Below are 11,612 nucleotides of genomic sequence, written 5' to 3' on the forward strand. Positions count from 1 at the left end.
GCGATGACAATGAACACGATGAACTGGATCGCCATCTACCCCGAGATCACGCTGCTGGTGCTGGCCAGCACCATTCTTGTGATTGACCTGTTCGTGACGCACCCGTTGCGCCGTCTGACGTATGGCCTCACGCTGGCCACCCTGGCCGTGGTGGGTGCGATGCAGATGGCCTACTTCCTGGGCTACTACCTGGAAGGGCAGACGGTCTATGCGATGCAGGGCATGGTCGTCAACGACCCGCTGGGCAACCTGCTGAAGTTCTTTGCGACGCTGTCGGTCTTCGTGACGCTGATCTACGGTCATCTGTACAGCGCCAAGCGCGACATGCTGCGTGGGGGAGAACTCTTCACGCTCAGCCTGCTGGCGCTGCTGGGCATCATGGTGATGATCTCCGGGAACAACTTCCTGGTGATTTACCTGGGCCTGGAACTCATGTCGCTGTCGCTGTATGCCTTGGTGGCCTTGCGTCGCGACGATCTCGTGGCCACCGAGGCGGCCATGAAGTACTTCGTGCTCGGTGCGCTGGCCAGCGGTTTCCTGCTGTACGGCCTGTCAATGATGTACGGTGCCACCGGGTCGCTGGACATCGACGAAGTCTTCAAGGCGATTGCCGCCGGGCAGTTCAACCGCCAAGTGCTGGTCTTTGGCGTGGTTTTCGTGGTGGCGGGGCTGGCCTTCAAGCTCGGCGCGGCGCCTTTCCACATGTGGGTGCCCGATGTCTACCAGGGAGCACCCACGGCGGCAACGCTGCTGATCGCCGGAGCGCCGAAGTTGGCCGCCTTCGGCATCACGGTGCGCCTGCTCATCGACGGCATGCTCGCCCTGGCCGTGGACTGGCAGCAGATGCTGATCGTGTTGTCGGTGGTGTCCTTGCTGGTGGGCAACCTCGCAGCCATCGCGCAGAGCAATCTCAAGCGCATGCTCGCCTATTCCACCATCGCGCAGATGGGTTTCATGCTGCTGGGCCTGGCCTGCGGGGTGGTCAACGGCAACACCCTGTCGGCCGCCAATGCCTACAGCTCGGCGATGTTCTACGTGGTCACCTATGTCATCACGACCCTGGGTAGCTTCGGCCTGATCCTGCTGCTGTCGCGCGAAGGTTTCGAGGCTGAGGAAATCAAAGACCTGAAGGGCTTGAACCAGCGCAGCCCCTGGTATGCCGCGGTGATGGCCATCTTCATGTTCTCGTTGGCGGGCATCCCGCCCACGGTGGGCTTTTATGCCAAGCTGGCCGTTTTGCAGGCGCTGGTCTCGACGAATGTGGACCTGTACATCGGTCTGGCGGTGTTCGCGGTGCTGCTGTCGCTGGTGGGGGCCTACTACTACCTGCGTGTTGTCAAGGTGATGTACTTCGACGAGGCCGAGGACCGTGCGCCGATCCAGGCCAGCCCCGAGGCCCGTGCTGTGCTGTCGGTCAACGGCCTGGCGGTGCTGGTGCTGGGCATCCTGCCCGGGGGGCTGATGGCCATGTGCGCCCAGGCGATCGTGCGGGCCTTCTCGGTCTGAGCGGGGCCGGACCGGACCGATGGATCAGTCGGCGTCGATCTGGGTGATCCTGATCGTGGCGGCCGTCGCTGCCAACCTGCCGTTTCTCAGCGAGCGTGTCCTTTTCATCGGGCCGCCGAAGCATCCAAAGGGGCTGGGTTGGCGGCTGCTGGAATGGCTGCTGCTGTTCGGCCTGGTGCTCGCCCTGGGCATGGGTCTGGAGGCCCGCCTGGGCCAGCGCCATCCGCAGGGCTGGGAGTTCTATGTGGTGGCCGCCTGCTTGTTCGCGACGCTGGCCTTCCCGGGCTTCGTCTGGCGCTACCTGCGGCGTCATCGCTCCTGACTGGAGGCGGTCATGAACCGGCACGAAGACGAGCGTTCCCTGCACGAGGCCTGCGTGGAAGGCCGCGTCGCCTACGAAGGCGATTTCCTGAAGGTGCGTCGGGACCGTGTGCGCCTGCCCGACGGCCGGCTCGCTCAGCGCGAGTACATCGTGCATCCCGGGGCCGTGATGGTGGTGCCCCTGCTGGATGACGGCCGCTTCGTGCTGGAACGCCAGTTCCGCTACCCGCTCGGCCGGGTGATGATCGAGTTCCCGGCCGGCAAGCTCGACCCGGGCGAATCGGGTCTGCGATGTGCCATGCGCGAACTGCGCGAGGAGACCGGCTACGTCGCCCGGCAATGGGCCCGAGCGGGGGTGCTGCACAACGCGATCGCCTATTCCACCGAAGGCATCGAGGTTTGGTTCGCCCGCGGACTGACCCCTGGGGCCGCGAGCCTGGACGAGGGGGAGTTCGTCGAGGTCTTCGCGGCTGCGCCCCAGGAACTCGACGCCTGGGTGCGCAGCGGAGAGGTCACCGACGCCAAGACCCTGATCGGCCTGCTGTGGTGGCAGCGCTGGCAGGCCGGGCGCTGGTGTCCGGACTGGCGCCCCACGGACGATACATATCAGGCATCATCCCTGCCATGAAGGTGTTCGATCTGCGCTGCGCCCAGGGCCACGGCTTCGAAGGCTGGTTCGGCTCGGAGGAGGACTTTCAGTCCCAGCTTGCGCGGGGCCTGGTGAGCTGCCCGCTGTGCGGCCATGCCACGGTCGAGAAGCTGCCCAGCGCACCGCGCCTGAATCTCGGCGCCGCGACCCGGCCCGAGGGGCCGGCGCAGGCCGAAGCGACGCCGACGCCGGAGCAGCTCTGGATGCGGGCGGTACGGCATGTGCTTGAACACACCGAGGATGTCGGCGATCGCTTCGCCGAGGAGGCCCGGCGCATCCACTACGGCGAGGTGCCCTCGCGTGGCATCCGCGGCCAGACCACGCGGGAAGATGCCCAGGCGCTGCGGGACGAGGGCATCGAGGTGCTGACCCTGCCGCTGCCGGCCGGCCTGAAGGGGCCGGTGCAGTAGGGCACCCGGCCGCCCCCGTGCTCAGGGGGCCAGCAGCCGGCCCGGATTGAACAGGCCCTGAGGGTCGAGAGCCCGCTTGATCGCGCGCATCAGGCCCAGCGCGACCGGCGACTTGCGTGCCGCCAGTTCCTCGCGCTTGAGCAGGCCCACGCCGTGCTCGGCCGAGATGGAACCGCCATGCGCCGTCACCGCGTCGTAGACGATGCGATTGACGGTCTTTTCGTGGGCCGCCAGGAACTCCCCCCCCGACACGCCGGTCGGTGCCTGCACGTTGTAGTGAAGGTTGCCATCGCCCAGATGACCGAAATCGACCAGGCGCACACCGGGCAGGTGGGCCGCCAGGGCGGCGTCGGTGAAGGCCACGAAGGCCGGAATGCGCGAGACCGGCAGCGAGATGTCGTGCTTGATGTTCAGGCCTTCCTCCGCCTGGGCCAGCGGGATGGATTCGCGCAGATGCCACAACGCCCGGGACTGCTCCAGGCTCTCGGCCACGGCGGCGTCGGTGATGAGGCCATCCTCGTAGGCCTGTTCGAGCAGGCTTTCGAACAGAGCGCGGGCATGGGCCTCGGACTCGTGATCGGAGGCCTCCATCAGCACGGTCCAGGCAGAGGGGGGCAGCGGCTGGGGCTGCTGCGGGAAGTGCCGGCGCACGAGCTCGAGCGAGAACTGGTTCATCACCTCGAAGCCGGTGAGGCTGGCGCCCAGGCGGGCCTGGGCGCGCTGCAGCAGCCCAACGGCGGCGTCCATCGAGGGCAGGGCGGCCAATGCGGTCATGCGGGCGGCCGGGCGCGGATATAGGCGCAGCGTGGCGGCGGTGATGAGGCCGAGGGTGCCTTCACTGCCGATGTAGAGGTCGCGCAGGTCGTAGCCGGTGTTGTCCTTGCGCAGGCCGCTCAGGCCGTCCCAGATCTCGCCGTCGGCCGTCACCACCTCCAGGCCCAGACAGAGCTCACGGGCGTTGCCGTAGCGCAGCACCTGGGTGCCGCCGGCATTGGTGGCCAGGTTGCCGCCGATGGTGCAACTGCCCTCGGCGGCCAGGCTCAGGGGGAACAGGAGGCCCTGGGCGGCGGCGGCTTCCTGCACGGCTTGCAGCACGCAGCCGGCCTCGACCGTCATCGTGAGGTTGGCGGTGTCGATCTCGCGGATGCGTTGCATCCGCTGGGTGCTCAGCAGCACCTGGCGGCCGCTGTCGTCGGGCACCGAGGCTCCCACCAGGCCGGTGTTGCCGCCCTGGGGCACCAGGCTCACGCCATGGCGGGCGCAGGCCCGCACCACCGCGGCGACTTCGGCCGTGTTGGCGGGGCGCACCACCGCCAGGGCCTTGCCCCGGTAGCGGCGGCGCCAGTCGATTTCGTAGGCGGAGAGGTCGCCGTCGGTGAGCACCTGGGAGGCACCGACTGCCGTGCGCAGGTCGTCGAGCAGACTCATGGGATTCAGGGAGATGGCGTGGGGGTGGCGGTGCGCGCATGGCGCAGGCGCCAGCGCACATGCAGGGCGCAGGCGGTGAACAGCAGCAGGCACAGCCCCACCTCGATCGCGGCCAGCACGGCGCTGAAGCCGCGGTCGGAGGCGGCGCGCACCACACCTTCGGTGAAGTAGATCCACACCAGCAGGCTCACCCAGCGGTAGGTGTACATACGGCGCTTGAGCAGGCCGGCCAACGGGATGAACAGCGGCAGCACTTTGAGCACCAGCCAGGAGCCGCCCGGGCGCAGCGGGGCCAGCCAGAGCTCCCAGGCCAGCCCCAGGATGATCAGACCGATGAGGCTGCCCACGGCCAGGGCGCGCGTGAGGTCGATGCGGGTGTGGTGATCCATCGATGGCATGATACCGGGCATGAACCTTCCCAAGCAGCTGCCGCTGTCGGCGCGCGAGCGGCTGTCGGTGCTGGTCCGCACGCTGCAGGACTGGCCCTGGCGCGAGACCCTGCGGACCTTGGGCCAGCGTTTCCGCGAGGACCGCCTGGGTCTGACCGCCGGCAGCCTGACCTTCACCACCCTGATCGCTCTGGTGCCGTTGTTCACCGTGACGCTGGCGGTGTTCACGGCCTTTCCCATGTTCGCCAGCTTCCAGGCGGCCCTGGAGGCTTATTTCGTGAAAAGCCTGGTGCCCGAGGCGATCGCGCGGCCGGTGTTGCGTGCGCTCACGCGCTTCGCCGCGAACGCCAACCGGCTGGGCACGGCAGGCCTGATCGCGCTGGTGCTGACAGCCCTGTCGCTGATGCTCACGATCGATCGCACGCTCAACGCCATCTGGCGGGTGCGCAAGCCGCGCCCTATCGCGCAGCGTGTGCTGGTGTACTGGGCGGCCGCCACGCTGGGGCCGCTACTGCTCGGGGTGAGTCTGACGCTCACGTCTTATGCCTTGTCGGCGTCGCGCGGCTTGGTGGGGTCTTTGCCTGCGCCGGTGTCAGCGATTTTCAACGCGCTGGAGTTCGTGCTGATGGCGGGCGCCTTTGCGGGGCTGTTCCGCTACGTGCCCAACACCCACGTGCGCTGGTCTCATGCCTTGGCGGGCGGCTTCTTCGTGGCCACGGGTTTCGAGCTGGCCAAGGCGCTGCTGGCGTGGTATTTGCGCAGCGTGCCGACCTATTCGGCCTTGTACGGCACCTTTGCCACGGTGCCGATCTTCCTGGTCTGGCTCTACCTGGGCTGGGTCGTGGTGCTGCTGGGGGCGGTGATCGCAGCCTATGCGCCCAGCCTGCAGATGAAGGTGGTGCGTCGCCCGGCCACACCGGGATATCGCTTCCATCTGGCGCTGTTGGTGATGCGCGAGCTGCAGGCCAGCCGGCGGCAGCCCGTCCATGGGCTGAGCCTGGAAGCGCTGTCACAGCGGCTGCGCACCGACCCGCTGCAGATCGAGCCTGTGTTGGACAAGCTGCGTGCGCTGGACTGGGTGGGGCGGCTGGACGAGGAGGGGGGCGCGCGCCATGTGCTGCTGGCCGAGCCCGAACACACCCTTGCGCAGCCCCTGATGGCCGAGCTGCTGCTCGATCCGGCTCCCGACCTGCGCGGCTTCTGGGACAAGGCCGGTTTCGGCCGGATGACGCTCAAGGACCTGCTGGACTGAGTGCGGTCAGAACTTGATCTTGCCGGTCCAGATGTCCTTGTACATGACCCAGTCGCCCATGAAGCTATAGAGCGGGCGCTTGAAGGAGGCGGGCTTGTTTTTCTCGAAGCCGAAGTGGCCGATCCAGGCGAAGCCGTAACCGGCCAGCAGGCCGTAGAGCAGGTACTGCGGCTGGCCGGTGACGAGCAGGGCCGCCAGGCAGATCAGCGCCAGCGTGGAGCCGACGAAGTGCAGCCGGCGGCAGGTGCGGTTGCTGTGTTCGCTGAGGTAGAACGGGTAGAACTCGGCGAAGCTCTTGAAGCTGCGCGGGTTGGCGCCTTGTGCCTGCAAGGGGGTGTTCATGACGGACTCCCGGGCGAGGAGAGAAAGCTCCTGAGGGCATTCAACACCCCGTCGGGGTTTTCCGTCATCAGGGAATGCCCGGCGCGCAGGGTCTGGACGCGCGCGCGCAGCGCGGCCGCCAGATCTTTCGTCGCCGCAGGCGGGGTCATCTGGTCCTGGGCCCCGAGCAGCAGCAGGGCCGGGCACTGCACGCGCCGGGCCGCCTCCAGACCGGCGGCATAGCGGTCGCAGATGGAAAAGTCGATGTGAAAGAGGTTGGCGCCGGCATGCTGCCGGGCATGACGGGCCTGCAACTGCTGCATCAGCGCCAGGTTGCCGCCGTGCAGCCAGGCGCCAGGGCCGGGCGCCGACGGTTTGGCGGCCATCGTGCCGATGGAAAAGCTGTTGACCATGCGCATGGCCTTGGGCGGGTCCTGGAGGGAGGTCTCCAGCAGCGCCGGCGAGACCTTCATCGGGTAGGCGGTGGCCACCAGGGCGAGGTGGGTGGCGCGCTCGCCCAGGCGGGCGGCGGCTTGCAGCGCGATCAGCGAGCCCATGCTGTGACCCACGAGGGCCGCGCGTGCCACGCCGGCGGCCTCCAGCAGGGCGATCAGCCAGTCGGCCAGGGCCTCGACACTGTCGAGCGCCGGGCCGGCGCTGCGCCCGTGCCCCGGCAGGTCCACTGCGAGCACGGCATGGCCGTGGTGGGCCAGGTAGCGGGTCTGCAGCGCGAAGACGCTGTGGTCGTGCAAGGCGCCGTGGACGAAGACCACGCAGGGCAGCGCAGGGTCGAAGGGCTTGCCGCCGGTGTAGGCATAGGCCTGGCGGCCATGGACCAAAAGCTTCATGCGGCCCTCCCGGCTTTTTCGGCGGCTTTCAGGGCGCGGCCCAGGTCGTCGATGAGGTCGGCCGGATCTTCCAGGCCGATGGACAGGCGGATGGTGCCCGGCGTGATCCCGGCGCGTGCCAGCGCTGCGTCGTCCATGCGGAAGTGTGTGGTGGAGGCCGGATGGATGACCAGCGAGCGGCAATCGCCCACGTTGGCCAGGTGCGAGAACAGGCGCAGGCTTTCGATGAAGCGGCGGCCCTGCTCGCGGCTGCCGCGCAGGTTGAAGCTGAACACCGCGCCGCAGCCCTTGGGCAGCAGGCGCTGGGCCAGCGCATGGCTGGGATGGCTGGGCAGTTCGGGGTAGCCCACCGACTCCACCATGGGGTGCTCGGCGAGAAACTTCACCACCTGGCGGGTGTTGGCCACGTGGCGCTCCATGCGCATCGACAGGGTCTCGATGCCCTGGAGGATGAGCCAGGCCGAGTGCGGGCTCAGGCAGGCGCCGAAGTCGCGCAGGCCCTCGCGGCGGGCACGCAACAGGAAGGCGCCTACGCTGCTTTCCTCGCTGAAGACCATTTGATGGAAGCCCTCGTAGGGCTGGGTGAGTTCGGGGAAGCGCCCCGAGGCCTCCCAGTCGAAGCGTCCGCTGTCGACCAGCACGCCGCCGATCACGGTGCCGTGGCCGCCGAGGAACTTGGTGGCCGAGTGGTAGACGAGGTCGGCGCCGTGTTCGATGGGCCGCATGAGCACCGGGGTCGTGAAGGTGGAGTCCACCAGCAGTGGCAGGCCGTGTTCATGGGCCAGGGCGCTGACGGCGGGAATGTCCAGCACATCCAGGCCGGGGTTGCCCAGCGTCTCGCCGAAGAAGAGCCGGGTGTTGGGGCGGATGGCGTCGCGCCAGGCGTCCAGGTCGCCGGGGGGCACGAAGCTGGTCTCGATGCCGAAGCGTGCGAGCGTGTAGTGCAGCAGGTTGTGCGAGCCGCCATAGAGCGCCGTGCTGGCGACGATGTGGGAGCCGGCACCCATCAGCGTGGCCACCGCCAGGTGCAGGGCGGCCTGGCCGCTGGCCGTGGCGATCGCACCCACGCCGCCTTCGAGCGCGGCGATGCGCTCTTCCAGCACGGCGGTGGTGGGGTTGGAGATGCGCGAGTACACATGGCCGGCACGCTCCATGTTGAACAGCGCAGCGGCGTGGTCGCTGTCGTCAAAGACGAAGGAGGTGCTGAGGTAGATCGGCACCGCGCGGGCGCCGGTGCTCGGGTCCGGTGCACTGCCGGCATGCAGGGCCAGCGTGTCGAAGCCGGGGTCGGAATATCCTGGCATGGTCTCTCCCAAAAGCCTGAGGGTGCACCCGGGGTTGTCCAGGGGGGCGTGATCTGCGGTGATCCTGGATTGTGGGCTATATTGAAGCCTCGTCCTGTCCGTACTCACCTGGGTGGGACAGACCATCCCCATGCTTCGACCCAGCCATCGCTTCAAGGAGGCCCGCCATGAAAGTCAGTGACATCCTGCGCGTCAAGGGGGGCACGCTGTTCACGGTATCGCCCGACCAGCCCCTGGGCGAGGCGATGAAGACCATGGCCGAGCACGACATCGGTTCTCTGGTGGTGATGGAGCACGGGGAACTGGTGGGCATGCTCACCTTCCGTGAATGCATCCAGGCGGTGGTGGCCAACGGCGGCAGTGTGGGCCGCACGATCGTGCGCACGGTGATGGATCCGGCCCCCCTGACCTGCACGCTGGAGACCGAGATCGACGAGGTCCGGCGGATGATGCTGGGGCGGCACGCCCGCTACATGCCGGTGATGAACCAGCGCACGCTGATGGGCGTGATCTCTTTCTACGACGTGGCCAAGGCGGTGGTGGAGAGTCAAGACTTCGAAAACCGCATGCTCAAGGCCTACATCCGCGATTGGCCGGTGGGCGACGAGCCGGCCCAGGCGTCCTGAGGCCGGCCGGGCCGGTTCTGAGTTTCGCTCAGGCGGCGCTTAAAATCTGCCTTCCCTCCACATTCCGGGGCCGGCCAGGGGCACGGCCCGTTCCGTTTCTACGCTTGGGTTTCATGTCCGGCAGCACTTTCGGCCAGCTCTTTCGCGTCACCAACTTCGGCGAGTCCCACGGCCCGGCCATCGGCTGCGTGATCGACGGCTGCCCGCCCGGGCTGGAACTGTCCGAGGCCGACATCCAGCCCGAACTGGACCGCCGCCGTCCCGGCACGTCGCGCCACGTAACCCAGCGCAACGAACCCGATGCGGTGGAGATCCTCTCGGGCGTGTACGAGGGTCACACGACCGGCACGCCGATCTGCCTGCTCATCCGCAACACCGACCAGCGCAGCAAGGACTACGGCAACCTCCTGCAGACCTTTCGCCCCGGGCATGCCGATTACACCTATTGGCACAAGTACGGCATCCGTGACCCGCGCGGTGGCGGGCGTTCGTCGGCCCGGCTGACGGCGCCGATGGTGGCTGCGGGGGCCGTGGCCAAGAAGTGGCTGCATCAGCAGTACGGCACCACGTTTCGCGGCTGCATGACCCAGCTCGGCGAGATCGAGATCCCGTTCGAGTCGTGGGAGCACGTGCCCCACAACCCGTTCTTCGCCGCCAATGCCAGCGTGATCGAGCGGTTGGAGGCGTACATGGACGCGCTGCGCAAGGCCGGCGATTCGGTGGGCGCCCGCCTGCGCGTGGAGGCCAGCGGTGTGCCGGTGGGCCTGGGCGAGCCGCTGTTCGACAAGCTCGACGCCGACATCGCCCATGCGATGATGGGGATCAACGCCGTCAAGGGTGTGGAGATCGGTGCGGGCTTGGCCTGCGTGGCCCAGAAGGGCACCGAGCATGGCGATGAACTCACGCCCGAGGGCTTTCTCAGCAACAACGCCGGCGGCGTGCTGGGCGGCATCAGCACCGGGCAGGATCTGGTGGTGCACCTCGCGATCAAGCCCACGAGTTCGATTCGCACGCCGCGCCGCTCGATCGACCTGCAAGGCCAGCCGGCCACCGTGGAAACTTTCGGGCGTCATGACCCCTGCGTAGGCATCCGTGCCACGCCCATCGCCGAGGCCATGCTCGCCCTGGTGGTGATGGACCACGCCCTGCGTCACCGAGCCCAGTGCGGCGACGTGGCGGTGCCCACGCCGAAGATCCCGGCCCGCGCGCCGCAGGCTTGAGGGAGCCCGTGGCGGCTCCCGCCGGTGTTCCCGCGCCTGCGCAGGGCCTGTGGAGCTTTGCCGCGCTGGCAGCGGTGTATTTCGGCTTCATCGGCTACTTCAACCCCTACCTGCCGCTGTGGTTGAAGGAGCTGGGCTTCGGCTCGCTGGCGATCGGCGCCCTCACCGCGGTTCAGAGCATCACCCGCGTGATCGCGCCCTACAGCTGGGGCTGGCTGTCTGACCACACCGGCCGGCGCACCGGCCTGATGCGCTGGGCTGCCAGCTTGGGCCTGGCCAGCAGCCTGGGCTTGCTGCTGATGCCTCACGGGGTTGCGCCCAGCGGGGTGGTGATGGGCGGCGTGCTCTTCCTGATGTTCTTCAATACCAGCGCGATGATGCCCATGGCCGAGGCGGCCCTGGCCCAGCGGGTGAGCACGCCGCAGGGCCTGGACGTGACCCGCTATGGCCGCGTGCGTGTGTGGGGTTCGGTGGGCTTCATCGTCACGGTGCTGGTCTTCGGTTTCGTGTTCGAGCGTTTCGGCCTGTCGTGGTTTGCGGCGGGCACGGTGGCGCTGCTCGCGGCCCTGGTGGTCGTGTGCTGGCGGCTGCCGGCCGGCGAGGACGCGGCGTCGGTCGGCCGCCCGGCTCCGGCGCTGGGGCCCGTGCTGGCCAGACCGGCGGTGCGCTGGTTCTTCGTCTCGGTGTTCTTCATGATCCTGGCGCACGTCGCGCTGTACGCCTTCTTCTCGCTGTACCTGGACGCCCTGGGCCACAGCAAGCGCGTGGTGGGGGTGCTGTGGGCCGTGTCGGTGGCGGTGGAGATCGCCTGGTTCCTGCTGCAGGGGCGCTGGCTGGCGCGCTGGCCGCTGTCGTTCTGGATGGTCGTGGTGTGCGCGGTGGCGGCGCTGCGCTTCGGCGCCACCGCAGCCTTCGGAACCAGCCTGGTGGTGCTCGTACTGGCGCAGGTCAGCCATGCGCTCACGTTTGCGACCCACCACACGGTGTGCATCGCCTTCATCAACCGGCACTTCGCCGACCGCCTGCGCGGACGCGGCCAGGCGCTGTACTCAGTGCTGGGCTATGGGCTGCCAGGCGTGTTGGGCGGCGTGGCCGGCGGCGCGCTGGGAGGCGCCTGGGGCTGGGCCGCGGTGTTTTGGGCGGCCGCGCTGGCGGCCTTGCTGGCCACACTGGCGGCCTGGCGGGTGGCACGGATCGAGGGTTGAGCCCCGCGCGCGGCGCTGCTGGCAAACCCTGAACTTTCAGCCCACGACATGCCGTCGGTGAGGGCGTGACCGTGTAGTGCACGTAGTTCTTACAAAAAAGTCCGATGTAACGCCGGCGTACCGGGGCTCGACC

Annotated in this window: 13 protein-coding genes; 8 read left to right on the forward strand and 5 right to left on the reverse strand. The window is 68.2% G+C overall.

The annotated features are described in order from the left end of the window. Positions 1-3: 3 nt before the first annotated feature. From nuoN to AC1ECW_RS06675, 4 genes are read left to right on the forward strand one after another with little or no spacing between them, the layout of a single operon-like run. Entirely contained in the window at positions 4-1,506 is a 1,503-nt protein-coding gene (gene nuoN, locus AC1ECW_RS06660; RefSeq protein WP_409704439.1) for an NADH-quinone oxidoreductase subunit NuoN, read from the forward strand. A 19-nt stretch (positions 1,507-1,525) separates the two neighbouring features. Next, entirely contained in the window at positions 1,526-1,828 is a 303-nt protein-coding gene (locus AC1ECW_RS06665; protein WP_409704441.1) for a DUF2818 family protein, read from the forward strand. Between the two features lie 12 nt (positions 1,829-1,840). Further along, on the forward strand, positions 1,841-2,455 hold the full coding sequence (locus AC1ECW_RS06670; protein WP_409704443.1) for an NUDIX domain-containing protein: 615 nt from the start codon (positions 1,841-1,843) through the stop codon (positions 2,453-2,455). Further along, positions 2,452-2,886 carry a DUF1178 family protein gene (locus AC1ECW_RS06675; RefSeq protein WP_409704445.1) on the forward strand — a complete coding sequence of 145 codons (435 nt, stop codon included), beginning with the start codon at positions 2,452-2,454 and terminating at the stop codon, positions 2,884-2,886. Before AC1ECW_RS06670 ends, AC1ECW_RS06675 begins: the two co-directional genes overlap by 4 nt. Before the next feature lie 21 nt (positions 2,887-2,907). On the opposite strand, the gene AC1ECW_RS06680 is transcribed toward AC1ECW_RS06675, so the two are convergent. Together AC1ECW_RS06680 and AC1ECW_RS06685 are read right to left on the reverse strand one after the other, a co-directional pair. After that, entirely contained in the window at positions 2,908-4,314 is a 1,407-nt protein-coding gene (locus AC1ECW_RS06680) for an FAD-binding oxidoreductase (protein ID WP_409704447.1), read from the reverse strand. Between the two features lie 5 nt (positions 4,315-4,319). Further along, on the reverse strand, positions 4,320-4,703 hold the full coding sequence (locus AC1ECW_RS06685; RefSeq protein ID WP_409704449.1) for a DUF2069 domain-containing protein: 384 nt from the start codon (positions 4,701-4,703) through the stop codon (positions 4,320-4,322). 19 nt (positions 4,704-4,722) lie between these two features. On the opposite strand from AC1ECW_RS06685, the gene AC1ECW_RS06690 reads away from it, so the two are divergent. Continuing rightward, a complete protein-coding gene (locus AC1ECW_RS06690) occupies positions 4,723-5,955 on the forward strand; it encodes a YihY family inner membrane protein (protein ID WP_409704451.1) in 1,233 nt (410 codons plus the stop codon). 6 nt (positions 5,956-5,961) lie between these two features. Here the strand turns inward: AC1ECW_RS06690 and AC1ECW_RS06695 are convergent, their stop codons facing one another. The 3 genes from AC1ECW_RS06695 to AC1ECW_RS06705 are packed head-to-tail and all read right to left on the reverse strand — an operon-like array spanning position 5,962 to position 8,428. Continuing rightward, positions 5,962-6,297, reverse strand: a complete 336-nt coding sequence (locus tag AC1ECW_RS06695) for an Mpo1-like protein (protein WP_409704453.1) — start codon at positions 6,295-6,297, stop codon at positions 5,962-5,964. Beyond that, on the reverse strand, positions 6,294-7,124 hold the full coding sequence (locus AC1ECW_RS06700; protein ID WP_481201482.1) for an alpha/beta fold hydrolase: 831 nt from the start codon (positions 7,122-7,124) through the stop codon (positions 6,294-6,296). The genes AC1ECW_RS06695 and AC1ECW_RS06700 overlap by 4 nt, the downstream gene beginning before the upstream one ends. Beyond that, positions 7,121-8,428 (reverse strand): O-acetylhomoserine aminocarboxypropyltransferase, encoded by a 1,308-nt coding sequence (locus AC1ECW_RS06705; RefSeq protein ID WP_409707215.1) that lies wholly within the window; start codon positions 8,426-8,428, stop codon positions 7,121-7,123. The genes AC1ECW_RS06700 and AC1ECW_RS06705 overlap by 4 nt, the downstream gene beginning before the upstream one ends. A 167-nt stretch (positions 8,429-8,595) precedes the next feature. Here AC1ECW_RS06705 and AC1ECW_RS06710 point away from each other — a divergent pair, with 167 nt between their 5' ends. The 3 genes from AC1ECW_RS06710 (at position 8,596) to AC1ECW_RS06720 (ending at position 11,479) form a co-directional block, all read left to right on the forward strand. Continuing rightward, positions 8,596-9,054 (forward strand): CBS domain-containing protein, encoded by a 459-nt coding sequence (locus AC1ECW_RS06710; protein WP_409659528.1) that lies wholly within the window; start codon positions 8,596-8,598, stop codon positions 9,052-9,054. Positions 9,055-9,167: 113 nt separating this feature from the next. After that, positions 9,168-10,274: a chorismate synthase gene (gene aroC / locus AC1ECW_RS06715; protein WP_409707218.1), complete on the forward strand. Its 1,107-nt coding sequence runs from the start codon at positions 9,168-9,170 to the stop codon at positions 10,272-10,274. An 8-nt stretch (positions 10,275-10,282) separates the two neighbouring features. After that, positions 10,283-11,479: an MFS transporter gene (locus AC1ECW_RS06720; RefSeq protein WP_481201483.1), complete on the forward strand. Its 1,197-nt coding sequence runs from the start codon at positions 10,283-10,285 to the stop codon at positions 11,477-11,479. The last annotated feature ends 133 nt before the right edge of the window (positions 11,480-11,612 follow it).

It is taken from the genome of Caldimonas hydrothermalis (assembly GCF_056746695.1).

What these genes read in the sequence shown, in the direction of transcription:
- AC1ECW_RS06710 (WP_409659528.1), top strand. Translation starts at nt 8,596, where the DNA reads ATGAAAGTCAGTGACATCCTGCGCGTCAAGGGGGGCACGCTGTTCACG.
- AC1ECW_RS06705 (WP_409707215.1), bottom strand. Translation starts at nt 8,428, where the DNA reads ATGCCAGGATATTCCGACCCCGGCTTCGACACGCTGGCCCTGCATGCC.
- AC1ECW_RS06690 (WP_409704451.1), top strand. Translation starts at nt 4,723, where the DNA reads ATGAACCTTCCCAAGCAGCTGCCGCTGTCGGCGCGCGAGCGGCTGTCG.
- aroC (WP_409707218.1), top strand. Translation starts at nt 9,168, where the DNA reads ATGTCCGGCAGCACTTTCGGCCAGCTCTTTCGCGTCACCAACTTCGGC.
- AC1ECW_RS06685 (WP_409704449.1), bottom strand. Translation starts at nt 4,703, where the DNA reads ATGGATCACCACACCCGCATCGACCTCACGCGCGCCCTGGCCGTGGGC.
- AC1ECW_RS06680 (WP_409704447.1), bottom strand. Translation starts at nt 4,314, where the DNA reads ATGAGTCTGCTCGACGACCTGCGCACGGCAGTCGGTGCCTCCCAGGTG.
- AC1ECW_RS06700 (WP_481201482.1), bottom strand. Translation starts at nt 7,124, where the DNA reads ATGAAGCTTTTGGTCCATGGCCGCCAGGCCTATGCCTACACCGGCGGC.
- AC1ECW_RS06665 (WP_409704441.1), top strand. Translation starts at nt 1,526, where the DNA reads ATGGATCAGTCGGCGTCGATCTGGGTGATCCTGATCGTGGCGGCCGTC.
- AC1ECW_RS06675 (WP_409704445.1), top strand. Translation starts at nt 2,452, where the DNA reads ATGAAGGTGTTCGATCTGCGCTGCGCCCAGGGCCACGGCTTCGAAGGC.
- AC1ECW_RS06695 (WP_409704453.1), bottom strand. Translation starts at nt 6,297, where the DNA reads ATGAACACCCCCTTGCAGGCACAAGGCGCCAACCCGCGCAGCTTCAAG.
- nuoN (WP_409704439.1), top strand. Translation starts at nt 4, where the DNA reads ATGACAATGAACACGATGAACTGGATCGCCATCTACCCCGAGATCACG.
- AC1ECW_RS06670 (WP_409704443.1), top strand. Translation starts at nt 1,841, where the DNA reads ATGAACCGGCACGAAGACGAGCGTTCCCTGCACGAGGCCTGCGTGGAA.